At 32.4% G+C, this 24029-nt stretch carries 37 protein-coding genes and 1 pseudogene; 34 read left to right on the top strand and 4 right to left on the bottom strand.

Annotated elements, in window-relative coordinates; translation table 11 throughout:
* Positions 1-97: 97 nt before the first annotated feature.
* The 27 genes from J5Y03_RS10135 (at position 98) to J5Y03_RS10005 (ending at position 18737) form a co-directional block, all read left to right on the top strand.
* Positions 98-595: a phage terminase small subunit P27 family gene (locus J5Y03_RS10135; RefSeq protein WP_209405199.1), complete on the top strand. Its 498-nt coding sequence runs from the start codon at positions 98-100 to the stop codon at positions 593-595.
* Positions 595-2283 carry a terminase large subunit gene (locus tag J5Y03_RS10130; protein ID WP_209405197.1) on the top strand — a complete coding sequence of 563 codons (1689 nt, stop codon included), beginning with the start codon at positions 595-597 and terminating at the stop codon, positions 2281-2283. The genes J5Y03_RS10135 and J5Y03_RS10130 overlap by 1 nt, the downstream gene beginning before the upstream one ends.
* 15 nt (positions 2284-2298) lie before the next feature.
* Positions 2299-3594, top strand: a complete 1296-nt coding sequence (locus J5Y03_RS10125; RefSeq protein ID WP_209405195.1) for a phage portal protein — start codon at positions 2299-2301, stop codon at positions 3592-3594.
* Complete coding sequence (locus J5Y03_RS10120) at positions 3533-4159, top strand: HK97 family phage prohead protease (protein WP_209405193.1); 627 nt, start codon at positions 3533-3535, stop codon at positions 4157-4159. The genes J5Y03_RS10125 and J5Y03_RS10120 overlap by 62 nt, the downstream gene beginning before the upstream one ends.
* Before the next feature lies 1 nt (position 4160).
* Positions 4161-5411, top strand: coding sequence for a phage major capsid protein (locus tag J5Y03_RS10115; RefSeq protein WP_209405191.1), 1251 nt, complete (start codon positions 4161-4163; stop codon positions 5409-5411).
* 64 nt (positions 5412-5475) lie between these two features.
* Positions 5476-5781 carry a hypothetical protein gene (locus J5Y03_RS10110; RefSeq protein WP_209405189.1) on the top strand — a complete coding sequence of 102 codons (306 nt, stop codon included), beginning with the start codon at positions 5476-5478 and terminating at the stop codon, positions 5779-5781.
* Positions 5765-6067 (top strand): head-tail connector protein, encoded by a 303-nt coding sequence (locus J5Y03_RS10105; RefSeq protein ID WP_209405187.1) that lies wholly within the window; start codon positions 5765-5767, stop codon positions 6065-6067. The genes J5Y03_RS10110 and J5Y03_RS10105 overlap by 17 nt, the downstream gene beginning before the upstream one ends.
* A gap of 2 nt (positions 6068-6069) precedes the next feature.
* Positions 6070-6465 (top strand): HK97 gp10 family phage protein, encoded by a 396-nt coding sequence (locus tag J5Y03_RS10100; protein ID WP_209405185.1) that lies wholly within the window; start codon positions 6070-6072, stop codon positions 6463-6465.
* Complete coding sequence (locus J5Y03_RS10095) at positions 6462-6872, top strand: phage tail terminator family protein (RefSeq protein ID WP_209405183.1); 411 nt, start codon at positions 6462-6464, stop codon at positions 6870-6872. Before J5Y03_RS10100 ends, J5Y03_RS10095 begins: the two co-directional genes overlap by 4 nt.
* A gap of 13 nt (positions 6873-6885) precedes the next feature.
* Entirely contained in the window at positions 6886-7944 is a 1059-nt protein-coding gene (locus J5Y03_RS10090) for a phage tail sheath C-terminal domain-containing protein (RefSeq protein WP_209405181.1), read from the top strand.
* Between the two features lie 12 nt (positions 7945-7956).
* Positions 7957-8391, top strand: a complete 435-nt coding sequence (locus tag J5Y03_RS10085; RefSeq protein WP_209405179.1) for a phage tail tube protein — start codon at positions 7957-7959, stop codon at positions 8389-8391.
* Between the two features lie 37 nt (positions 8392-8428).
* Complete coding sequence (locus tag J5Y03_RS10080; RefSeq protein ID WP_209405177.1) at positions 8429-8839, top strand: phage tail assembly chaperone; 411 nt, start codon at positions 8429-8431, stop codon at positions 8837-8839.
* 20 nt (positions 8840-8859) lie between these two features.
* The gene (locus tag J5Y03_RS10075) at positions 8860-9033 is read left to right on the top strand and encodes a hypothetical protein (protein ID WP_209405175.1); all 174 of its coding nucleotides are present in this window, start codon (positions 8860-8862) and stop codon (positions 9031-9033) included.
* Between the two features lie 4 nt (positions 9034-9037).
* Positions 9038-10762: a phage tail tape measure protein gene (locus J5Y03_RS10070; RefSeq protein WP_209405173.1), complete on the top strand. Its 1725-nt coding sequence runs from the start codon at positions 9038-9040 to the stop codon at positions 10760-10762.
* An 11-nt stretch (positions 10763-10773) separates the two neighbouring features.
* On the top strand, positions 10774-11385 hold the full coding sequence (locus J5Y03_RS10065; protein WP_209405171.1) for a LysM peptidoglycan-binding domain-containing protein: 612 nt from the start codon (positions 10774-10776) through the stop codon (positions 11383-11385).
* Positions 11382-12323: an XkdQ/YqbQ family protein gene (locus J5Y03_RS10060; RefSeq protein WP_209405169.1), complete on the top strand. Its 942-nt coding sequence runs from the start codon at positions 11382-11384 to the stop codon at positions 12321-12323. The genes J5Y03_RS10065 and J5Y03_RS10060 overlap by 4 nt, the downstream gene beginning before the upstream one ends.
* Positions 12323-12628 (top strand): DUF2577 family protein, encoded by a 306-nt coding sequence (locus tag J5Y03_RS10055; protein ID WP_209405167.1) that lies wholly within the window; start codon positions 12323-12325, stop codon positions 12626-12628. The genes J5Y03_RS10060 and J5Y03_RS10055 overlap by 1 nt, the downstream gene beginning before the upstream one ends.
* On the top strand, positions 12625-13044 hold the full coding sequence (locus tag J5Y03_RS10050) for a DUF2634 domain-containing protein (protein WP_209405165.1): 420 nt from the start codon (positions 12625-12627) through the stop codon (positions 13042-13044). Before J5Y03_RS10055 ends, J5Y03_RS10050 begins: the two co-directional genes overlap by 4 nt.
* Entirely contained in the window at positions 13034-14068 is a 1035-nt protein-coding gene (locus J5Y03_RS10045; RefSeq protein WP_209405163.1) for a baseplate J/gp47 family protein, read from the top strand. Before J5Y03_RS10050 ends, J5Y03_RS10045 begins: the two co-directional genes overlap by 11 nt.
* On the top strand, positions 14058-14594 hold the full coding sequence (locus J5Y03_RS10040; protein ID WP_209405161.1) for a putative phage tail protein: 537 nt from the start codon (positions 14058-14060) through the stop codon (positions 14592-14594). Before J5Y03_RS10045 ends, J5Y03_RS10040 begins: the two co-directional genes overlap by 11 nt.
* Before the next feature lie 12 nt (positions 14595-14606).
* Positions 14607-15611 carry a hypothetical protein gene (locus tag J5Y03_RS10035; protein WP_209405159.1) on the top strand — a complete coding sequence of 335 codons (1005 nt, stop codon included), beginning with the start codon at positions 14607-14609 and terminating at the stop codon, positions 15609-15611.
* Between the two features lie 12 nt (positions 15612-15623).
* Positions 15624-16235 carry a DUF4376 domain-containing protein gene (locus tag J5Y03_RS10030; RefSeq protein WP_209405157.1) on the top strand — a complete coding sequence of 204 codons (612 nt, stop codon included), beginning with the start codon at positions 15624-15626 and terminating at the stop codon, positions 16233-16235.
* A 5-nt stretch (positions 16236-16240) separates the two neighbouring features.
* The gene (locus J5Y03_RS10025) at positions 16241-16456 is read left to right on the top strand and encodes a hypothetical protein (protein WP_209405155.1); all 216 of its coding nucleotides are present in this window, start codon (positions 16241-16243) and stop codon (positions 16454-16456) included.
* A 247-nt stretch (positions 16457-16703) separates the two neighbouring features.
* On the top strand, positions 16704-17225 hold the full coding sequence (locus J5Y03_RS10020) for a hypothetical protein (protein WP_209405153.1): 522 nt from the start codon (positions 16704-16706) through the stop codon (positions 17223-17225).
* 77 nt (positions 17226-17302) lie between these two features.
* Positions 17303-17521: a hypothetical protein gene (locus J5Y03_RS10015; RefSeq protein ID WP_209405151.1), complete on the top strand. Its 219-nt coding sequence runs from the start codon at positions 17303-17305 to the stop codon at positions 17519-17521.
* A gap of 87 nt (positions 17522-17608) precedes the next feature.
* Positions 17609-17983 (top strand): phage holin family protein, encoded by a 375-nt coding sequence (locus tag J5Y03_RS10010; protein WP_209405149.1) that lies wholly within the window; start codon positions 17609-17611, stop codon positions 17981-17983.
* Positions 17976-18737, top strand: a complete 762-nt coding sequence (locus J5Y03_RS10005) for a peptidoglycan recognition protein family protein (RefSeq protein WP_209405147.1) — start codon at positions 17976-17978, stop codon at positions 18735-18737. Before J5Y03_RS10010 ends, J5Y03_RS10005 begins: the two co-directional genes overlap by 8 nt.
* A gap of 11 nt (positions 18738-18748) precedes the next feature.
* Here the strand turns inward: J5Y03_RS10005 and J5Y03_RS10000 are convergent, their stop codons facing one another.
* On the bottom strand, positions 18749-19003 hold the full coding sequence (locus J5Y03_RS10000) for a hypothetical protein (RefSeq protein ID WP_209405145.1): 255 nt from the start codon (positions 19001-19003) through the stop codon (positions 18749-18751).
* Between the two features lie 175 nt (positions 19004-19178).
* Between J5Y03_RS10000 and J5Y03_RS09995 the strand changes: the two genes are divergently transcribed.
* Positions 19179-19745, top strand: a complete 567-nt coding sequence (locus J5Y03_RS09995; protein WP_209405143.1) for a hypothetical protein — start codon at positions 19179-19181, stop codon at positions 19743-19745.
* A gap of 15 nt (positions 19746-19760) precedes the next feature.
* Here J5Y03_RS09995 and J5Y03_RS09990 read toward each other — a convergent pair whose 3' ends face one another.
* From J5Y03_RS09990 to J5Y03_RS09980, 3 genes are read right to left on the bottom strand one after another with little or no spacing between them, the layout of a single operon-like run.
* Positions 19761-20039 (bottom strand): hypothetical protein, encoded by a 279-nt coding sequence (locus J5Y03_RS09990; RefSeq protein ID WP_209405140.1) that lies wholly within the window; start codon positions 20037-20039, stop codon positions 19761-19763.
* Positions 20040-20058: 19 nt separating this feature from the next.
* Positions 20059-20262, bottom strand: coding sequence for a hypothetical protein (locus J5Y03_RS09985; protein ID WP_209405138.1), 204 nt, complete (start codon positions 20260-20262; stop codon positions 20059-20061).
* 18 nt (positions 20263-20280) lie between these two features.
* Positions 20281-20490, bottom strand: a complete 210-nt coding sequence (locus J5Y03_RS09980; RefSeq protein ID WP_209405136.1) for a helix-turn-helix transcriptional regulator — start codon at positions 20488-20490, stop codon at positions 20281-20283.
* 269 nt (positions 20491-20759) lie between these two features.
* Between J5Y03_RS09980 and J5Y03_RS09975 the strand changes: the two genes are divergently transcribed.
* The 6 genes and pseudogenes from J5Y03_RS09975 (at position 20760) to J5Y03_RS09950 (ending at position 23701) form a co-directional block, all read left to right on the top strand.
* Positions 20760-21134 (top strand): hypothetical protein, encoded by a 375-nt coding sequence (locus J5Y03_RS09975; RefSeq protein ID WP_209405134.1) that lies wholly within the window; start codon positions 20760-20762, stop codon positions 21132-21134.
* On the top strand, positions 21134-21718 hold the full coding sequence (locus J5Y03_RS09970) for a hypothetical protein (protein WP_209405132.1): 585 nt from the start codon (positions 21134-21136) through the stop codon (positions 21716-21718). Before J5Y03_RS09975 ends, J5Y03_RS09970 begins: the two co-directional genes overlap by 1 nt.
* Entirely contained in the window at positions 21715-22656 is a 942-nt protein-coding gene (locus J5Y03_RS09965) for a ParM/StbA family protein (RefSeq protein ID WP_209405130.1), read from the top strand. Before J5Y03_RS09970 ends, J5Y03_RS09965 begins: the two co-directional genes overlap by 4 nt.
* Complete coding sequence (locus J5Y03_RS09960; RefSeq protein ID WP_209405128.1) at positions 22646-22990, top strand: hypothetical protein; 345 nt, start codon at positions 22646-22648, stop codon at positions 22988-22990. Before J5Y03_RS09965 ends, J5Y03_RS09960 begins: the two co-directional genes overlap by 11 nt.
* A 74-nt stretch (positions 22991-23064) precedes the next feature.
* Positions 23065-23220, top strand: a pseudogene (locus tag J5Y03_RS09955) (sporulation protein YhbH); the annotation flags it as partial.
* A gap of 217 nt (positions 23221-23437) precedes the next feature.
* Positions 23438-23701, top strand: coding sequence for a YesK family protein (locus J5Y03_RS09950; protein ID WP_209405126.1), 264 nt, complete (start codon positions 23438-23440; stop codon positions 23699-23701).
* The last annotated feature ends 328 nt before the right edge of the window (positions 23702-24029 follow it).

The raw sequence follows: 24029 nt of genomic DNA, 5'->3' as shown, positions 1-24029 counted from the left end.
AGGGGGTATCAAAATCCCTCAGACCTATCGGCTCTAGACCGCCGCCCAGCTTTCTGTAAAAAAAGTCCGAAAAAAAACGTAAAAGGGGGTAGCTGATTTGGGTAGATCTGCAAAGCCTGTAGTTCTTCAATTATTAGAAGGAAATAAAGGAAAATATTCAAAAGCACAATTGCAAGAACGTCTTGAACGAGAAAAATTAATTCAACCAAAAACAGATAAATTAAAACCGCCTTCTTGGCTATCTTCTTTTGCGAAAAAAGAATTTAAGCGGATGGTTAATGAATTAAAAGAAGTAGATCTAGTTACAAATGTAGATGTGAATGCACTTGCTCTTTACTGTGATGCCTATGGCAACTACGTTGAATGTACGAAAGTTATTCAAGAAGAGGGTTTGATGGTTGAATACACAAATAAAGCAGCAGAAACAAATAAAGTCCCTCATCCATTATTAACAAAACAAAAAGCATTATTTGAACAGATGAAATCTTTATCGACTGAGTTTGGTCTAACACCTGCAGCAAGAGCTAAAATTGCAATTCCTAAACTGAATGAAAAAGAAGAATCTGATGAAGAAAAAATGTTTGGTGATGTCTAATGTTAAAACAATGGTTAATTGAATATTGTCATGATGTTCTCAACGGAGATGTGATCGCGTGCGAAAAACATAAGTGGTCATGTCTTCGTTTTTTAAATGATATTGAACGTGAAGGAACAGAGGATTTTCCATATATATTTGACGAAGAAAAAGCACTTCGTTTCTTGAACTGGATGGCATTGTTCAAGCACACAAAAGGTAAATTAGCAGGGAAAAGAATCGAACCAGAGGCTATACAAATATTTATATTTAGTAATATATACGGCTGGATTCATAAAGAAAAAAATTTAAGAAGATTTAAGAAATCGTACTGGCAAGTTGGTCGTAAAAATGCTAAATCACAATCTCTTTCATGTGTTGGATCCTATGAATCAAGTGGCATTGGTGAACCAATGAGTGAAGTATATATCGGGGCAACTAAAACAGAACAAGCAAAAATTGTTTGGAACGAAACAAAAGCTCAAATAAATGGTAGTAAATTTCTTAAGGATAAATTTAAGATTGCAAACGGACGTATTACACATTATAAAAGCGAAGGATTTATTAGAGCACTATCAAAAGAAGATGGTCAAAATGGTGATGGTTTAAACGTACAATGCGGAATTATTGACGAATACCATGCTCATAAAACATCTGAGATTTATGATGTTCTAATTTCTGGAAGTGGTGCAAGACCTCAACCTTTAATGATGATTATTACAACAGCTGGTTTTGAATTAAATAACCCTTGTTATTCAGTCGAATACAAGTATGTTAGTAATATACTAAATCCTAATAATCCTATTGAAAATGATGAATATTTCATTATGGTTAACGAGTTAGATAAAGACGATGATATAAAAGATGAATCTGTATGGGAAAAAGCTAATCCAATTCTTTGTAGTTATGAAGAAGGATTAGCTTTTTTACGTGGAGAGCTTAAAGCTGCTCTTGATGTACCTGAAAAAATGCGTAATTTCCTTACTAAAAATATGAACATATGGGTAAATCAGCGTGAAAATGGTTATATGAATATGGAAAAATGGAATTTATGTGCTGATGAGTTCGATTTTGAAAGGTTTAATGGTTGTGAATGTGTAGTAGGTGTAGATTTATCAGCCAAAATAGACTTAACATCAATTTCATTTATTTTCAAGTCTAATGATGAATATCATGTGCTCAGCCACTCATTTATGCCTGAAGATACTCTTGAATACAAAATGAAAACAGATAAAGTACCATATGATTTATGGGTTAAACAAGGGTGGATCACTACAACTCCAGGAGCCGTAGTTGATTATACATTTATTAAATCTTATTTAGAAAATATCAAAGTAAAATACAACATCAATATTACTGAAGTATGTGCTGATCCATGGAATGCTACTCAATTTATGCAGGATTTAGAAAGTGAAGGATATACAGTTGTTGAAATTCGTCAAGGGATTCAAACACTTGGATCACCTACGAAAGATTTTAGAGAAAAAGTTTATTTACAAAGGGTAAAACACAATAATAATCCAGTTTTAACCTGGGCAATAGGAAATGCTGTTACAAGACAAGACCCAAATGAAAACATTATGCTAGATAAAAGTAAAGCTAGTGACAGAATTGATCCTATCGCCTCAATACTAAACGCTCATGTTAGAGCAATGTTAAATATTAATACTAAAAGTATTTACGAAGATAGTAGTTTATTTTTGTTATAGAAAGTTGGTGAAGATATGGCATTTGAGCGGATCAAAAAGTTTATAGAAAATCGCTTCTTAATTAACACTTCATATAGTGGATTGACAGGCAATGTAGATGTTCTAAGTATGAGTCCACCAACCTCTAGTACTGGAATGATTGTTAACGAAAATACAGCCATTCAAAATACAGGTGTTAGTGCTGCAGTAAGAATTATTGCTGAAAGTATTAGTTCTCTACCGTTTAACCTTTATCAAAGGGAAAGCAAAGGAAGAAAATTAGCAGTTAACCATCCTGTTTATCCACTTATTCATGATAGTCCTAATCCATTCATGACTAGTATGGTGTTTTGGGAATTGATGATATCTCATATTCTTTTGTGGGGAAATTGTTTCGCTGAAATTGAATGGGGGGCTGATGGATATCCTAAAGCTTTATGGCCATTAAGACCAGATACATGTTTCCCTTATGTTAACTATGAAAATAATTCATTAGAATATAGAGTTAGTTTTAATGGTGAAATTAAGGTTCTAAAACCTTATCAAGTATTACATATATACGGATTAGGTTTTGATGGTTTAAGAGGCTATTCACCAATAAAAATTCATGCAGAGTCTATTGGGTTATCAATGGCAATCGAAAAGTTCGGTGCTGAATACTTTGGTAATGGTGGAAAGCCTAGTGGAATTTTAGAACATCCTGGTACATTATCTAAAACTGCAAAAGATAATTTAAGAGACGGATGGAACCAGACACATGTTGGTCTTGAAAATTCTCATAGAATCGCAATCCTTGAAGAAGGATTAACCTATAAGCAAATCGGTTTGCCACCAGAGGATTCACAATTCTTAGAAACTAGGAAATTTCAAATTGCTGAGATTTCACGTATATATCGAGTGCCACTTCATATGCTGGGTGAATTAGATCGTTCAACAAATAATAACATAGAACACCAATCAATTGATTTTGTAAAACATACTATTAGGCCATGGGTTGTAAAAATCGAACAAGCAATAAATATGAAAATGCTAACACCTAGAGATAAGAAAAAGTATTATAGCGAATTCAATGTAGATGCATTATTGCGTGGAGATTTAAAAAGTAGATATGAATCTTATCAGATTGGTAGACAAAACGGTTGGTTAAGTGGAAATGATATTCGATTTCAAGAGAATCAGGACCCTATACCTAAAGAAGAGGGGGGAGATGTTTACATGGTGAATAGCGCGATGGTACCTATTAAAACGTTAATGGAAGGGGGTGATGGTAGTGAAAGTGGAAAAGCGAACTCTAACATTTCAGGACCTACAGATTCGACAATCACAGAATGATGGAGATGAAGGAAAGTCAGCTCCTAAAATAAGTGGTTACGCTGCTGTTTATAATTCTGAATCTGAACTACTTTACGGATTTTTTAAAGAGGTTATACGCCCAGGAGCTTTTGACAATTCAATAAATAACGACGTGAGATGTTTGTTTAACCATGATAGTTCCAAAGTTCTTGGAAGAACAGTGAGCAATACATTGAAACTAACAAGTGATGCAAAAGGTCTTTATTTTGAAGTTACTCCTCCAGATGCAGTTTGGGCCGAAGACTTACTTGAATCCATCAAACGTGGAGATATTAACCAAATGTCGTTTGGATTTACTGTAAATGATGATAAATGGGAAACTCTTGCTGATGGAACAGATTTAAGGGAATTACTAGATGTAAATCTTTTTGAAGTATCAGTGGTTACTTTTCCAGCTTATCAAGCAACTACTGTTTCAGCACGTTCTACAGAAGAAATTGAAGAAGAAAGTATAAAAAAACGTTTTGAGCAACGGAAGAAACCGTTAGAGCCAAAACGTTTTTTTGATTACCAATTAAAACTTATGAAGATGGGGGATTATTAAAATGGCAAATATTTATTCGATTTTAGAAATGCGCCAAGACCGTGCAAAATTAGTTAATCAATATGAGGAAGTATTAAATCGTTCTAAGGAAGAAAAACGTGAACTTACTGCAGAAGAAGAAATTCAATTAAATAAGCTTCACGATCAAGAAGTGCAATTGCGAAAAAAAATTGAACGTGAAGAGTATTTAGAAGAACAGAACAAATCACTTTCTGGCCATGAAAACCGTTTCCAAGCTCATAACAAAGAAAAAGAAGAGAAAAAAGGTCAAGAATACCGAGATGTTTTCGCTAAATGGGTAAAAGGTGGAATGGAATTTTTAAATGGAGAAGAAAGAAATATTCTCTTATCAAATCGTTCCTCTGATGACGAAACTCGTGCATTAGGTGTTGGTACTGGTGCAGGTGGTGGGTTTACTGTTCCTCAAGGGTTTTATAACAAATTAGTTGAAGCGTTTAAATTCTACGGTGGTATGAGATCAGTTGCAAATGTAATTCAAACAGATATGGGGAACGCATTGCCAATTCCTACTGTTAATGATACAGCTCAAATGGGTTCAATCATAGCTGAAAATACTGCAATTTCTACACAAGATGTAGCATTTAACCAAGTCACATTAAATGCATATAAATATACATCAAACTTAGTTTTAGTTTCACTTGAGTTACTTCAGGATTCTGCATTTAATATTGAAGACTATTTAGCAAAAGCATTAGGAACTCGTATTGGAAGAATTCATAACAACCATTTCACAATTGGTACTGGAACAGGTCAACCCCAAGGTGTGGTTACAGGAGCAACTCAAGGGAAAGTTGGAGCAACAGGCCAAACTACTTCTTTAACTTTTGATGATTTAATCGATTTAATCCATGCAGTTGATCCTGCTTATCGAAATAATTCTCAATTCATGTTACATGATAATTCATTAAGAGCATTGAAAAAGTTAAAAGATTCGCAAGGTCGTCCATTATTCTTACCTGGACTCGCTTATGGTGAACCAGATACAATTAATAATTTTAAATTTACAATCAATAATGATATGCCTACAATGGCTGCAAACACTAAATCCCTTTTATTTGGAGATTTTTCAAATTATTATATTCGTGATGTACTAGGAATTACTGTTGTACGTTTTAACGAAAAATACATGGATTCAGGGCAAATTGGTTTTACAGCATTTTCTAGAGCTGATGGAAAATTAGTTAATGCTGGTTCTAATCCAGTTGCTTATTACCAAAACTCAGCAACTTAATCTATTAAAAGGAAGTCATTTAATCAATGGCTTCCTTTATTTATTTTTAGGGGGGAAATATATTATGCCGATTGTAAAAATGAAAACTGCAATGGTTAGTGAAGATTTTTCTTATGTTGCTGGTGATCTAATACTTGTTACAGATGATGTATCTGAAGCATGGATTGAAAACGGAATTGCAGAAGCATTTACGGATAAAAGAAAAATTAAACAACTATCAGAAGACATTCAAAATCACAATACAACAACAGAAGAAAATACAAACATTCTTGAAAATGAACAGCAAGAATCTTCACAAACTTTAAATTCTGAAGTAGTAGAAACTGCTCCTTCAGTTGAGGTAGTGAATAATAATGCTACAACTGAGTGACGTTAAATCCTATTTAGAAATCGATTTTGATAATGATGACGTTCTTCTAAATACATTAATAACGGCTACAAAAGATTTTATCGAGTCACATTTAAATAGACCAATAGATCCTAATAATATGACGGATGAAAATAAATGGACAGTCCCAAGTCAAATTCAAATAGCACAAATGATGTTGATTCATCATTGGTATAAAAATAGGGACATTTTAACTGAACGTACAAGAGAGATGCCATTTGGAATTAGCGCAATTTTAGGACCCCATAGGTTCATGGGGATGTGTTAATAATGTATGAAATGAAACTGAAGAATTTCGATAGATTTCAAGAACAAATGGAATTTCTTACAAGAAACTTCCCACATGAAGTTGAATCGATTTTAGATGATACAGGAAAATCACTTCTTAAAATGTCGCAACAACGTACTCCTGTTGAAACAAATCATATCAAAAAGAGTTGGAGAAAATCAGAAGTTGTTAGGGAAAATGGGGTATTTAAGATACGTGTTTGGAACGAAGAACATGTTGCGATGCATTTAGAACTTGGTCACAAGATTGTCAAAAACGGAATAGTAGTCGGAAGAGTAAGAGGTGTCCACATGTTTGCAGTTCCTAAAAGAAAAATCAATAAACAAATTCCAAGAAGACTACGAAAAATATTCAATAGATTGGCTGATGGCATATGATTAACAGTTTAAAAGATGGTGTTGTTGCGAGATTAAATGAACTTTATCCAACAATCAAAGTGTACACAGAAAACAGAACACACGGAATTAGTAAAACAGCTTTCTTTGTAGAAATAGAGCCTATATCGATTGATCGTCCAGCTAAAAACTTAGAGGAACATCATCATATGGTGAATGTGACTTTTTATCAAGAAAAAGACATTAAAAACAACTTATATAATGTATTAGAAAATTTAGGACGTAATTTAGTTTCTTGTTTAGTAGATGGTCATGAAGCTTCATTCTTAAATAATAAATCATCTATTGTAGATGGATTGCTTCATTACCAATTCGAAGTAAACTTTATGATCATATTAAAGCCAGAGCAAACTGGAAATTCAATGTCAGATATTCAGATTTCTATTTAGGGGAGGTAGAGCAATGGGATTACCACAAGTTAATATACAATTTCAACAGTTAGCTGCGAGCGCTATTCAAAGAGGAAATCGCGGAATTATTTGTATGTTATTAAAAGATACAGCTGGGCTAGGAACATATATCATTCAAAGTCCCACAGATATACCTAGTACAATATCATCAGCAAACCAAAATCGTATTAAAAATGCCTTGATAGGAAATGTAACAACTCCTTCAAAAATATTAATTCGAGTTGGAAATGAAGCAAACTGGAATGCTGGTTTAACATGGGCTGAAACAGTTAAATTTGATTTATTTGTTATTCCAGAGATAGTTGCAGGCGATCTATCAACTGTAAATCCTTGGGTAACTACTCAACGTCAGAATTACAAGTTTTTTAGATTCGTTTCACCACAAAATGCAGCTGATAAAGAATATATTTACAATTTCACTGCTGCAAATATTACTTTAAAGGATAATACAACACCAACGATTGGAGATTATTGCGCTAGGATTGCTGGAATTATTGCAGGAACACCGTTAACACAAGCTATCACTTACGTTGTATTACCTGAAGTAGCTAGTGTTGAAAGTTTATCTAATACAGCTGCTGGAACTCGTATTGATAATGGCGAAGTGATTCTAATTAATGATGGTGAAAAGGTGAAAATTGCTCGTGGAGTAACTTCATTAAAAACATTAACAACTTCAAAAGGTGCTCCATTCCAAAAAATAAAAATTGTAGAAATTCTAGATTTAATATCTTCAGATGTTCGAAAAACATTAGAAGATAATTGGATAGGAGATATTAACAATTCATACGATAACAAAGTTATTTTATGTACCGTGATTAAAGGGTACTTCGAAAGTTTAGAGTCTCAAGGACTATTAGAAAAAGGAAAAAATTTCGCTGAAATAGATATCAAAGCTACAAAAACGTATTTAACTTCTATTGGAATTGATATTTCAAATTTAACTGATCAACAAATAAAAGAATACAACACAAATGATAAAGTATTCCTAAAGCTAACGGTGTCACCATTGGATGCAATGGAAGACTTTACACTCAATATTTACATGTAGGAGGTGCGGTAGATGGAGAAAATGATTGCAGATAAGGCCATTAGTGGTACATTTGGAGAAGTTTGGATTGATGGTGAAAAGTTTGCAGAAGCAACTGGATTACAAGCAAAAATTGATATTTTAAAAGAAGATGTACCTATTTGTGGAGCAAAAAATGGTAAAGGTAAAAAACAAATGGGTTGGGAAGGAAAAGGGAGTATCGAATTAACAAAAGTTAATTCTCGATTATTAAAAAAACAAGTAGAAGCACTACAATCTGGAAAATCTCTTGTTGTTACTATTGTTAGTAAATTAGCAGATCCTGCTTCTAATGGAGCTGAACGTATTGCTTTAAAAAATGTAACTTTTGATGATATTAGTTTAGCAGATTGGTCGGCTAATAAGATTATTACAGAACAAAAGCCTTTTACATTTGATGATTTTGAATTACTGGACTTAATTTCATAAAAAGGTGGATTACCACATTTAATTAGGAGGAAATAAAATGAGCGTAGTTGATTTATTATTAAAAATGGATAAGAACAAACTTGAATTACAAACAAAAGAAATTGAGATTAAAAGATTAAGTCAAGCAGCAGGAGAACCAATCATTTTTAAGGTACAAGCTATACCACAACCAATAATGGACGAAATTCAAGATATGGCTATGAAAATAAATCCAACAACTAAGGAATTGGATCTTGATTTAACTGAATTAAAATTAGCAACTGTACTTAATGGTGTAATAGAGCCAAATTTTAAAGATGAAAATTTAATAAAGCATTATGGTGCTGCTACACCATATGACTTAATTAAAAAACTTTTTAATTCAGGAGAACGTGATGCTATTTACAACGAAATCTCAGTTTTAAATGGATATGGAGAGAATGTAGTAGAAGAAGTAAAAAAGCAATAAGAAATGATGGCCTAACCCAAATGATGTATTGGTATTGGAAGAAAAAAGGGATTAGGCCATCATTCTTTTTTGAGTTACCTAGAGGAGAAATGGCAATTATAAGCGCATTTTTTGAAGAGGAATTAAAAGAAGAAGTTGAAAAAAGAAAAGCAATGTCAGAAGGTTCAATATGCCCTGGTATGCTAGGATGGTGAAGCTATGTCGAATCTAGAACAATTAGGTGCAGAGATAGTTGTTAGGGATAGTGCATCAGCTAATTTAGAGCGAATTACACGAAATCAACAACGAATGAACAATGAATTAATTCGATTAAGAAATAATATGGAACAAGCTAGAAATCAAGTGAATAGGCGATACAATACAAATAGTAACGACCATCTAAGAAGTTCTTTTGAAAGATTAGGAGATACTGCTTCTAAAGTTGCTGGGAAAATTAAAGAGGCTTTTAAAGGGATTGCATTATCAGTCGGTGCAGCAGGAACAGCTTTAGGTGCAATGGCTTTAAAAAGTGGAGCTGAATTAGAAAAGTACCAAATATCTATGAATCATTTCATTGGAGTAAATAACAAAAATTTAAATAAACAACAAGTGCAGCAAACTACGAATTCGTATATTTCTAAAATGAAAGACTATGCTAATTTAACTCCTTTCGAGACAGGCGATGTATTAGAAGGGGCTAATAGAGCTATAGGTATTTCTGGCGGAAATACTAAAATGGCTGATCAATTAGTTAAACTAGCAGGAGATATGGCATCATTAACACCAGGAAAAAGTATTATGGATGCATTAGAAGCCCTAGCCGATGCAAAGACTGGCGAATTTGAGAGATTGAAAGAGTTTGGATTTAAAGTCACTGCTCAGCAATTTAAAGGTTTTGTTGGAAAGGGTAAAAATGATAACTTAACATCGGCTCAAACAGATAAAGCATATGGAACTCTAGTAAGCAGTAAATTATCACCATATTTTAAAGGTGGTGCGGATGAATTATCTAGATCTTCAAGTGGTAAATATTCGACAATTACAGGAAATTTACAAAGTGGATTACAAGAAGCCGGATTTAAGTTACTGCAAAATTTAAATAAAAGTGGTGTCTTAGATAAATTAGTCGTTAAATCAGGAAAATTTGGAGATGCTCTTGCTGATGCTGGAACGAAAGCAGTTAACTTTGTTAATAAATCTATGCCTGCTTTAAAGAAAATAGCAAAATCAATAGAGGACGTTTGGAAAGTAGCTAAAAAAGTAGCAACAGTTATTAAAAACAATTGGGGACCACTATCAACAACCATTATTACAGTAACAGCAGCTATAGTATCTTTTAGAGTAGCTTTTACAACGCTAACTGTAATCGCTACAGTAGTAAAATCAGTTCGGTTGTTTATTACCGTAATAAGAGCTGCAACCGTAGCTCAAACATTAATGAACGCAGTAATGTTAGCAAATCCATTAGGTTTAATAGCGGCAGGTATAGCAGCAGTTGTTGCTATAGGAATATTACTTTGGAAAAATTGGGATACGATAAAAGCAAAAGCTATGAGTCTATGGGCAACAATAAAGAAACACATTATCCCAATTTTATTAGCATTAACGGGACCAATCGGATTAGTAGTGGCAGCAGTTGGCAAATTAATAAATTCATTTTCAAAATTAACTGGTTTTAAAATTGGACTACCTAAGTTTTTAGGCGGAAATGGTGTAATTCAGCACAAACATGCATTTGGATTAAGTCGTGTTCCCTACGATAATTATCCTGCTATGTTACACGAGGGAGAAAAAGTATTAACAAAACAAGAGGCACAACAAAATAAACAAAAATCAAATGTTATTATTACAGGAAACACATTTCATGTACGAGAAGAAGCAGATATTGATAAAATAGCACATGCACTAGCAATAAAATTAGATCGTGCTAGATCAGCAATATAGGAGGTATTGTAATGAAATGGTGGTTAATTGGTAATCAAGGAAAAGAAAAGTTTCAACTTCCAGTACCTCCTGGAGACTTTAAATTAAACAATAGTCATGATATACAAACTGTTAATTTAAACGAAATTGGGGATTTTCCAATTAAAGCAGATAGGAAACCAATTTCAATTTCAATTACCTCAATATTACCTTCTCAAGATTATTATTTCTGTCAGTATCGACCTGTCCCAAAACCATATGATTGTGTAAGTAAAATTGAGAAGTGGAAAGAATCAAATTACCCAATCCAATTACTTGTAACAGAAACAAACATAAATCGGTTATTTTTAATTGAATCATTCGAGTATGGAGAAAGAGCTGGTTCAAGAGATGTAGAATTCACTTTAAACTTAATCGAATTTCGTTATATTACTAAACCTAGTAATGTAAGTTCAAGTACAACTAAAAAACGGAATAGCCAGCCAAGAAAAACAAGTAAATCATACACAGTTAAAAGTGGTGATACATTGTTTGTAATAGCTAGAAAAGTTTATGGAGATGGAAGTAAGTGGAGATCATTAGCAAGTAAAAATAATATAAAAGATCCTAAAAATTTAAAGGCTGGTAAGGTACTAATGTTATGAAACTTCTTATAAACAAAAAAGAAATGCATTTTATCTCAGTTTCATGGAAAGGTTCTAAATATGGTGCAGCACGTTCGCTAAGTATTGTGTTACCTAGTTCTCCAAAAGACGTGAATGTACCTAAATATACAATTTCTGCAGGAGACTCGGTTATATATATAGACGAGCTTGGAAATGAAATTTTTAGAGGAGTTGTGTTTTATAAGGAGAAAAGTTTTCACGGAAACACAATTTCAATAACTGCCTATGACTACTTGATTTATTTGTTAAAAAGTAAAACAGCATATAATTTAAAAACAACAACACCATCTCAAATGTTAAAGAAGATTTCAAATGAATCAGGAATTTCTGTTGGGACAATTGCAGATGCATATATTACAGTTAAGACTGATGTTTACATTGATTATTCTTACTATGACATTATTATGGATGTTTACAAAAAAGTTAGTGCTATAACGAAAGAAAAGTATTTTTTATCAATAAATCGTGGGAAATTAAATGCATTAAATGCTGGGAAAGAAATCAAAAATTTTTCTCTAGAAAACTATAAGAATATATCAGATAGCACATATACTGAAACGATTGAAAATGTGATTAATAGAGTAATCGCTGTAGATGATAAAGGTAAACGTATCGGAGTTTACAACGGTAGTAATCAAAATAAATGGGGAATATTTCAATGTGTTTATCAAAAAGAAGAAAAAAAGAATGTCGAAATAGAAGCAAAGAAACTTTTCCATGGAGCTGATTTACAAGCAACAATTTCAGCAATGGGAGATACTCGTTGTATAAGTGGATATGGAGTAAGAATAAAAGAACCTTATACAGGGCTAATTGGATTGTTTTATATTGAAGAGGATGAACACAATTGGGAAAATGGTGTATATACAATGAATTTAACATTAAATTTTAAAAATATAATGGACGGTGCTTCATAATGCCTTATGATCGAATAATACAAATTGTACGTCAAGAAGGAGAAAAAATGAATACACCATTACCAATGATCGGTATAGTTTCAAATGAAAATCCCTTAAGTGTAGATGTAAAAGGAATGACAATTGAAGATGATCAGTTATTTAAAGTCTATTCCTTTTTACCAAATGAACAAATATCATTATCAAATCCTACTACTACTAATAATATAGCAAATTTAGTAAAACCGTTCGCTAAAGGGCAAACGGTTATTTTATTTCCTACAATTGATAAAGGAAAATTCGTTGTAATGAAGGTGGTAGAATGAGCATTTTTCCCTTTACAGAAGATATTCAACAAGATGACTCATTAACATTACCGTTAGCCCGTGAGTGGGCTTGGAATTACATTAATAATACTTTTGATTTAAAAAATGGAAAAATGTACATTGTAGAAGGATTAGAAGCAGTAAAAGTATGGGCTTATAAGGCATTAAAGACTGAACGTTTTCGATTTAGTTCATATGATGACGAGTATGGTGTTGAATATGAAGGATTAATAGGAAGTGGGTTCACTTTAGATGTTATAGAGTCAGAAGTAAAACGGCTTTCAGAGGAAGCACTATTAATCAATGCTTATATTATTAGTATTGATAATGTTGAAGTTACTTCAATAAATGATAAAGTAACAGCAAATATTACAATAAACACACTCTATGGGGTGGTGACAGTAAATGGCAACTAAATTAGAAATAATGCAAAGGATGATATCAGCAATAGGACCTAATTATGATACTTCCCAAGGGTCTTTTTTATTTGATGCAATTTCAGCTGTAGCGACTGCATTAGAAGACACTTATTTTCAATTAGATTCATTTTTGGACAAAGCATTCTTAGATACTTCTTATGATAGTTATTTAGAAAGGCTAGTTGGAATGTTTGGAATTTATCGTAAATCAGCCACACAATCTACTACAATTCTTACAATAAGTGGAGTAGACGGGACAATGATCCCAACAGGATCTAGATTTTACGCTAATGATATTTATTTTAGTTCGACTACAGGAGCTACAATAAGTGGTGGAGTAGCTAGTGTAGCAGTTACATGTGAAGTTGCAGGCACACAAGGAAACATTCCGGCAAATTCAATAGTTAACATTGTAAATCCAATTACCGGTGTGATAAACATTACTAACTCATCAGCAGTAAATAATGGTACAGATATAGAAACAGATGATTTATTAAGGTCAAGAGCATATGTACAAATTCAACAACCACCTTCAAGTGGCAATATTAATGACTATAGAAGATGGTGTCTAGAAGTTCCTGGTGTTGGCGGTGTTACTATCCTACCTCTTTGGAATGGTAATGGTACTATTAAATGTGTAATCGTAAATTCATCTATGAGAGCAGCCGATACAAGTCTTTTAACTGCGTTACAAAATAACGTTGAAGCAAAAAGACCAATCGGCGCTACTGTTACGTATGTATCAGCTACAGAATTACCTCTTAATATTTCAGTCAAGATTACATTAGCTCCAGGTTTTACAAATCAACAAGTAACATCAAATATCACAAATATTTTAACTAGTTATCTACAATCAATCGCTTTAACAACAAACACAATTTCTTATGCTTTAATTGGCTCACAAATACTAAAGGTAGATGGTGTAATTGATTATCAAAATTTAACAATAAATGGAGGTACATCAAATATTGCTATTACTAATACACAAGTAGCGGTGGTGGGAACAGTAAATGTTACGTGATCAATATCCCAAAATATATGAAAATAACAAAATTATGATTTCACTTTGGAATACAGAAGACATCGAACTTGGATATCTGCAAAATACTTTAGACACTTTTATAAATCAAATTTTTGTCCAAACTTCTGATATTAAATTAGATCGTTGGGAAAAAATCGTTGGTTTACCTAACCGCCCTGGAATTTTAACGTCTGACAGACAATCTACTATTATGGCAAAACTTCGTGGTATCGGAGTAGTAAATATTGACCAAATAAAGCGAACTGCAGATGCATTTACTAATGGAGACGTACAGGTAATTGAAATACCAAGTAATTATGAAATTCAAATTAAATTTACAGCAGTCAAAGGAATCCCACCTAATTTAAGTGACTTACAGAATGCTATTAATCAATTAATACCTGCACATTTGAATGTAACCTATGTTTATGCATATAGTACATGGGATTCTGTTGATAAAAAATCATACACTTGGAATGCAATTGATACACTTGCAAAAACATGGGATCAATTTGAAACACTTTAACGAGGTGAGTATATGCCAACAAATACACCCAATTTAGGGATACCTAAACCATTAGGTACAGAAAACTTTAACAGAGCAAATTTTAATAATATTTTAGATCAAATTGACACTTCAGTTGGTGCACATTTGGCTGATTATGTAAAGCATCCTGGAGTTGGCACGACAACCAATTCTACTAATGCATATTCAATATCTCTAAACCCTGCTCCTGCTTCTTATGTAAGCAATATGGGAGTAGTTATGACGATTAACATTGACTCAACTGGGGCATCCACATTAAATGTTAATAGTTTAGGTGCTAAGAAAATACTTAAAGCAAACGGTACTCAAGTATCTAACCTTAAAGCAAATGGAGTTTATACAGTACGTTATAATCCGTCTGCTGATGGTGGTATAGGGGCTTTTATTGTACAGGGTGAAGGAGCGTCAGGTAACGCAATAGCATCCGACCTTCTCTCTGGTAAAACCGCAAGTACGGATGCTGGAGATATTGTTGGTACAATGCCGAATAACGGAGCAGTTGGTATAACACCAGGAACAACTGCAAAAGCAATTCCTACCGGATACCATAACGGAAGTGGCATAGTTGCTGGAGATGTCAACTTAACTGCAGCAAACATATTAAGCGGAGTTAGTATTTTTGGTATAGCAGGAAGTGCCATATCTGGAAAAAGATGGGCTACTGGAGCAATGGGAAGTGGAGGATCTGGAAATTTTCAATACGCAAGCTCTACCTCTACTTTGGGATCTACTAAACTGACTGTAAGTGGTTTAACATTTAAACCAAGTATAATTATAGCAGTAGATTCACAATACGGAGATATATCCATATATTCAGAAATTAGTGATTCTTTTTATCCAAAAACAGTTAAAGTAACAGCTTTTAATGGTGGTATGTTCGGGGCACAGAATAATGTTAACTACAAAGGAGATGTATCTCCTGCCAGTGTTGTTAATGGAAGTTTTACTATTCCAGTAGCTAGTGTAGCCACTTATACATGGTTAGCAATTGAATAAAGGAGGGGTATTATGCAAATCGGACGTAGAATTTTTTTCGATATAGCCACTGGAAACGTCATCTTAGATAAAGGTGAAATGCAAGGTTCTGTTATTGAAACAACTGTTGAGCAGGATATAGAGGTTTTTAAAGTGTTATCTGAAAGAAACAGAGAAACTTTTGATTATATTCAATTTGAATATGGAGAGTTCTCAAAAGAATTTGCCGAATGTACTAGTTACAGAGTGAATCCAACAACAAAAGAAATTGAGTTTAATCATGATCCGTCATTTAATCTTGAACAATACAAAACTTTTAAAATAGAAGAATTGAAAAAGAAATGTCAAGAAGATATTTATAATGGATTTGTGTCTAAATTAAACAACCATACTTATAGAACCAATAATGATGACCAGCTTAACTTTTTAGGGAAATACAACCAACTTATGAGTGATACTTCAATCAAAACTGTAATGTGGAAGACTGAAGATGTCGGCTATATTGAACACACTAGATCCGATTGGTTATCGATTTATAACGAAGCTTTGACAGCAAAGGAACAAAAATTATTCCATTACGAACAACTACGACAACAAGTAAATGCCTGTAAAACAAAAGAACAAGTAGAAACTATCTTGTGGTGAGAAAAATGAAACGGTACATTTGGAATATCTTAATTTCGATTGACCAATTCTTCAATACTGTCTTAGGTGGAAATCCAGACGAAACAATGTCATCTAGAATGGGGAAACATCTTGCTAAGCATGATTGTCCATTTTGTAATATTATTTGTAAGTTTTTAAATTTATTCGAGAAAGATCATTGCGTTAAGTCGATTGAAAAGGATAGAGGGATACCTATGTGACAACTTAGGACAAAATAATACTAATAAAGTTTAAGAATAAAGCATAAAGTAAACACTGAAAAAGTGTTATTTTTTATGTTTGAGAAAGGGGATTAATCAATGTCGTTTATGGAATGGGCTATCAACCACCCTCCTTTTTTACCCATAATGTTTGGAATTTTCATTGTCATTGGCATTAGTCCAACTTTTTATTATCTTCTGAAAATGATATACTTTCCTTGTAACAACCTACGAGGAAGGGGAAATCATGAAGACAGAGGACATATTAGGAAAAATAAATGAGTTACAATTAAAATTTGATTCTTTGAAAGATAATATGACTAGTTTTCAACAAAATATTAACAATAATATCACATGGTTTTATATGGTATTGACAATTATTGTTACGGTACTATTAGTTGCACTGTATTTTCTAGTAAAGAATGCAGTTAGCATGGGCGTAGAAAAAGGAATCGAAAAGGTTAATGGGAGAATACAAAATATCATTGATGAAAATAAGGAGTTCCTCTATGCCAATGGTTCTACATCAGTGTCAAGTGCTCACGGAAATTTAGTGCAAGTCTATGGATTATTAAATTTTAATAAACAAAATTTTGTCAGCTTAACTATAGTAAATAAACATGGTAGAGTTTGCGAGTATCATAGTCTTGATATTAGAGATAGTAATGGTATTAAAGGATTCGATGTTAAAGTAGTCGATTATAGTCCCGAAAGAGATGGAATGATACTTTTTTGGAATGTAACTTGGTTAAATAATTATGAGAATTAAGAGTAATCATATCATTTGATTACTCTTTTTAAATTGCAACTTAGGACAATTATGTGCAACATCTAGGAGGTACAATTATGGCTATTGATGGAGTAGTTAGACAGACTGCAGAAGGAATTGTAATGAACTGCAGCTGCTCTCAAAAGTGCTTTGTTGACAATGGCAGTATTCCAAAAGGAAGAGAGCGAACTTGTTTGTTATCTGTTAATCACGGGGATCGATGCAGAGCATGGGAATCTGATGGGTTTAAATGGCTAATAGATTCAGATACTAGCAAAATTAAACAATTACCTTAAACACCACTGACTCATAGGTGTATTTTTTATATCTAAAACAAGGCCACGTTTAAAAGCGTGGCTATTTTAATTGAAAGAAGGTTGTATATGGGAATTAATTTAATTTCGTTGTTACCAAGCTTAATTCAAGGAGAGTTTATCTTATATTTCCTTTTTAAATTACTAGATTTTATCACTGGTTTATTAAAAACATGGAAAGGTGTTTCACAATATAAATCAAGGGTAATGCGGGATGGTATTATTCGTTGGATAGGAGAGCTAGTTGGCATTATATTTGTACTAGCCATCGATTTATTTTTAGGTCTCAACTTTTATTTAACGGGTTTTACTTTAGGATTATTCATTTATAAAGAAGGTGGGAGCATCGACGAAAATTTAAAACTAATTGATGTTAATCTTCCAGGAATCATTATGGATAAATTAAAAATTTTTGTAAAAGGGGATAATGATACTAATGAGTAATTGGAGAAATGATTTCGTACAAAAAAACAAATATACTAGACCAGGTACATTATTAAATTCAGTAAAAAAAATTGTACTTCATTGGACCGCCAATCCTGGATCAAGTGCAGCTAATCACCAAAAGTATTTTAACGGTACATGTATTCATGAACAACGTGCTGCATCAGCTCATATCTTTGTAGACGATAATGAAGCAGTTTGTATTGTCCCATTAAATGAAGTTGCTTATCATGCAAATGGAAATAATGAAATGGTAAATGGGGTTCCATATCGTGGAGTTCCAGAAATTGCACCTAATGCGAATCTTAAATCAATAGGTGTAGAAATGTGTGTACAAAAAGATGGAACTATTTCGCAAGCGACTATTAACCGTACAGTAGATGTGTTTGTTGAACTATGTAAAATGTATAAGTTAACAGAAAATGACATTGTACGTCACTACGATGTTACTCATAAAGATTGTCCTTCGCCATTTGTTAATAACGGTAAGTTATTTGAAGACTTTAAAAAATCTATTGGAGCGTTATTAAGGCCAAATGAAATTGATGTAAAAACGGACAAGCCTGAGTATCCAGGAATTGTTAAAAGTGGAGATAAAGGTGGATTAGTTAAGTTACTACAAAGACGGTTGGGGATTAATGAAACAGGTATTTTTGATTCGAATACAGTTAAAGCTGTAAAATCTTTTCAAACAAAAAACGGTTTAGTGCCTGATTCTGTTGTTGGTAAGTTAACTTGGGGTAAAATGTTTTAAGTGATTTGCCCTTACCTTTTGGTAGGGGCTTTTTTAAAATCAAATTCCTCTATATACCAAATTTCATCTACAGTTTTATTTAAAGATTTACTAATAATTAAGGCATCTTCTAGTGATAATTGACCGTTATTAAGAATTCTAGCAATATGTGATTTCAAAAATTTCCTTCGTCGAAAACTATTTATCCGCGACCGTTCAAGTTCTTCTAAAAACTTTTCTTTGTTTATATTTTCCTCAAGTAAAATTCTTTTTAAATTACATTTCATTCTTAATCACCTCTTTTTAAAATTTCGATAATTAAACTTCTCAACCTATTAAAAAAAATGTATAATCTGTGAACGATAAAATGAGTAGAAGTTTATGCAATATGGCTATTTAATGATTTTATATATATAATTAGAGTGATTTATTATAATTTTCTTATAAAAGGAGGTGTTATAGGTGGAGTTTGTATTATTTATTCTGTTTTTATGTATTGCCGTAGGAGCATTTTATATGGCTTATTTAGGGTTTAAAAAACAGAAGCAAATAAATGAAAAAGGAAAACAACTCGGAGCAGAAAGTGTAGTTACCGCGTTGCATATTGAAGGATTGGGAATAAGCAACAATGAACCTTGTGAATTATACACTTTTAAGGATCGCATTCTCATCGAATCCCAGTTTAAGAAAATGAAGTTTGAAATTAAATTAGAAAAATTAAGAGCTGCTGTTGTTAAAACTGAAAAAGAACTGATTGAGAAGAATAAAAGTGTTGTAGGTAGAGCACTTATTGGTTCTTTAATTGTACCTGGACTTGGAACGATCGTTGGTGGTATGAGTGGGGTCGGTACAAAAACTAAAAAAGGTCCATCAAATACCTATTTAATTTTAAACTATTTAAATTCTAATGGTGAATTAGATGCCGTTACTTTTAAGAACAATTTTAATTTAATTGCTATTAATAAATTCTGTAGTACCGTTAATAAATCTATTGTAATCGTAAATCAAGATTCAGTAATTGAATTATAGGTTATTAAGCCCTAATTATTTCTTATTAGGGCTTTTTTTATTTTCTGGAACAGAAATAGCAGTTTCAACTACATAACCATTTTCAAATCTTATGGCAATGGTGCCTAAATAAATATCTGTAGGTTCATCATTTATGGTACATGTAAAGTATCTGATATGAACGACATCTCTAGTGTTCTTGCTGATTACAGCACAAGCAAGTAAATGATTAAGGCGATCTAGTACAACCTCTCGTTTTCTGCCGATAACATCATCCTTGATGAAACGTTCATAGTAGTTTTTAAGTGGTAACATACTTTTGTCCTTTCAAATTCTAACGGAACATTTTCTTAATCAACTTAAATATGTCAAATGTAGTTCGATTATAAACTTTATTATATGCGTATTTTTTAGGATTTCTCATCCAACCATACCCTCTTGGCATTTTTAATCCCATACGATGAATAACCTGTCTTTTTATACTAGTTCTAGCTGAAATACGTTTTCTTATACTTGGTTTCCTCATACCTAATTTCATTTTAATCCCCTCATTTCTTTAACTGATATCATCTATTTCAACCCAAATTTCTTTAACATCCATATCCAATTCGTTCGCAATTAGCAAAGCTGTATCTAATTTAGGGATACTAATATTTCGAACAAGATCACTTAATCCTGATTCACTTAGTCCAATTTTAGGTGCAAATTCTTTTTGCCTAATTCCTCTGTCTGCAAATATAGACTTAAGTTTGCAACGTAGTTTCATTTTATTCACCTCAGAATTAAACATTCTACAATCTCATTAAAAATCCTTCTTTTTAATAAATTTTAAAAAAAGTAATAAAAGGTTATTAACTTAAATAAATTAGTGTTGAGGGTGGTTAGTAACTAGTTCATAACAAAAATAGAGTTGTGAACTAGATATGAGGTAGTTAGTAATTAGTTCATAACCATTTAATGGGGGAGAGGTGAATTTTGACCAACTGACCGACCGACCATGTAAAAATTACAAAATACGAAAGGGGTAAGGAAGTGGTGGAGAAGTACTTAAATCCAATCTCAAATATAAAAAGAAGTTATGAACATAAAGTGAAATCGAAAAAACATATTGATTGTTTAGTAGATATAAAGTTTTACGTTACTGAAGAAGAAGACTTTTATTTAAGAGAATGTTCTAGAAAACAAAAAGTAAGTTTAACTAAATATTGCACGAATGTACTTGAAACAATAACCAATCGTTTACATGACTATCCAAAAGTAGATTATATAAAAACTGCATACATGGTTCATGTTTGTGTAAATCCCATACTTTATCAAAAAATAGTAAGACGTGCTGCAGAATGGAGATGCAGTATAAGAGAAGCTACACATAGAATGTTTCAGTATGGATATGTACTAGGGGTGATCTAATGTATAGTGCTTTAAATTTACTAGAAATTGAAGAATTACGTAACGGCACTCGGAGGGAACAAAAACAATATGCGAAGTACTATAAAAATAAACAATATTTAACTTTAGATATTCCTCATAAAGTCCTTCAACGTGCTAGAGCATTTTGTGAGGATGTAACTGAAATGAATGAGTACTGGGAGTATGAATTGAGTGATTTATTTGAAATTCTTGTTTCAAATTTTATTAAGTGGATGAGAGAACAAAGTGATCCAAAAGATGTATATAGTCGATTACAAGAAATCAATCGATATATAATTACATCTTTTCCTAACGAAAAAGAAAAAAAGCACCTAATAATTTCTGGTAATCACAAAAATGATTTTAGGCCAATAACAGTTAGTTTTGATTATAATGTCGTATTACGTTTAGAAGTTTTACTTGATGATATGAATTACATTTACAAAAAACATGGGTATACAGTTGAGGTTGTCATAGCTTCTTTAATGTGCGATTACATTAGAAAAGTTCAATCTGATGGAAAAGGAATGGCCAAGGATATCGTTGATTATATACTAGTTGAATGGGAGGACAGATTGGTATGAATACTTCGGTCAATTTGATTTCTAAGGTAAAGAAAAAACCACTTAATGTTTTATCAAATAAAACTGAGCTAATGGCAATTGATGCAGGTAACTACAATGTAAAAGTCCGATTTGGATTTAACTTAGAAAAGTTTTGTTCAGCAGTATTGCTATATGATGGTCGTCAACTTGATCAAAGGTATGGTCCTGATGATATGAGATTTAGGATAGAAACAATGCAGGGAGATATCCTTTATGGAGTAGCTGGAAATATCGCTGACATGGAAGGAGAATATGGAAGTGGAAGAGTTTATGGTAACACAAAGAATCATGATGAAGGTAAAGTAAGAGTCTTGTTAGCTGTTTATCGTTATGCAAAGAGCGATAGATTAAATATTGTAGTAGCCCAACCTTACAAGTTTCATTCTTTGGAGAAAGAAGAAATTATAAGTTCATTAAAAGGTACCCATTTAGTAACTGTAGATTATGGAGATGGACCAATAGCAAAAACGTTTACTATAGAGAATGTTTCAGTTTTAGCAGAGGGAGCAGGACTATTCTTTATCAATCCAATTAAGAAAGGGATAGTTCGTTATATTGATATAGGTAGTGGTACAGTTAACTGTTTAACTTTTAAAGATGGAGTTTGTCTTAAAGATCAATCAACCACTTTAAACTTTGGAACTGAAACACGGCTAGACGATGAAGATGCTAACCTTGAATCATTAGCAAGAGGTATCTATTCTAATATGTCTAAAAAGTGGAATAAAAACGATAATGTCATTGTTGGGGGCGGATGCACAAAAGATATTATATCGATTCTGAAAAAGTATTATATTAATGCTGATATTGTTCGCCCTGGATTTACGGATGAAAAAGGTAAAACACTTATTGCTCATCCTGAATTTGCGAATGCTTGGGGAATGTACGAAGTAGGTGAGAAGGTATATGGTAAGTAAATCAAAAATCATTGTACGTCCAGCTTGCGCTCTAAATTTAGAAGATCCGTATCAAAAAAAGTTATATGATTATCTATGTACATTTACGAATATGAGTGCACACTTAAAAAGGCTTTTACAAAATGATTATGAAACATATTATAATAATAAAAAAGAAGCAACAATAGAAGAACATGAAATTGAACAGCGAGAAAATATAATCTTTAAAGAATCTCAACATAAAAACGAAGGAAATAAAATTAAGCTCAATACATTACCTAATGAAGTGAAAATTGAATATCAAGTCAATTTGGATGAAAAGTTCGGTGATGAAAGTCTGTTTGGTATAATTTAAAAAGAGTGAAAATCATTGGAATCCATTTATATTATAGGCATTGTTACTAAATTCCTTATTGGTTATATCATTAACAGGTGTACCAATACAATAGGCACAGTACACTAATGTCCGCCTATAAAAACATAAATGACGAGAAATTTCGCTATTATATTTTAAAACAAAAATCCGATGTCTTTTATGCGATGAAGAGTTTTTTCAGTGCGGAGAAGGAAAAGGTTGCGAAGTAGAGTTGTTGGATATGAAGAATATTATAAAGTTTGATTACCAGTGAGAAGCAGAGAAGCCAGAGTATCGGTTTTTCTGTTTTTTTGTCATAAATACTAAGGTAATAACAATGGAAAATGAGATTGATGTGAACAGTAATTTTTTTAACAAGACAAAGGACTGTTTTAAAAACAAAAAGAATAAATAGTAAGAGTTATATTTTTTTAAGGGGGTAATTAAATGCTGTTTATTATCGTTATTATAGTAATAATCGCGCTTTTTATTTATCTTTTAAATATTCTTGCCAGTAAAAAAACTTTTCGCATAGTTTCTTTATCGATTTCTGCAATATGCTTCATTGTTTTATTGTATAGCATTTTTGGAATAGGTGGCTGGGAAGGCATGGGGGTGGGAATTTGCACTTTGATAGCTTTTGCAGGTATTGCTGTCGGAATGATATTAACAGTATTATTTCCTAAAAAAAATGATACCATCTCTAAATAAATATAACCAGCTGCTGGAGTAGAATTGACTGGTATGGGAATGTTTTCATATAGCAATGCATGGATTACCTTAATTCTGGCTCACTTAATGGTATTAGTCAATTTTAAAAAGAGAAGCAGAAAAACCTGGGGGAAGGTTTTTCTGCTTTTTTTTGTCAATATACTAAGAATTTGAGGTATATTCGTGATTCCAATAGAAAGGTATTTATTCCAAATGAATTTGAATATATTACTATTCCATTTTTAGATGGAGCATTAGAGGAAGCAAGAAAATATCTACCTATTGCAAAAGAAGTAAAGGGCTGTTAAAAAAAGCAGTCCTTTTTATT

Source organism: Gottfriedia endophytica, from assembly GCF_017814275.1.
Lineage (GTDB): Bacteria > Bacillota > Bacilli > Bacillales > Bacillaceae_G > Gottfriedia > Gottfriedia endophytica.
This window is presented reverse-complemented; position numbering and strand designations above follow the sequence as displayed.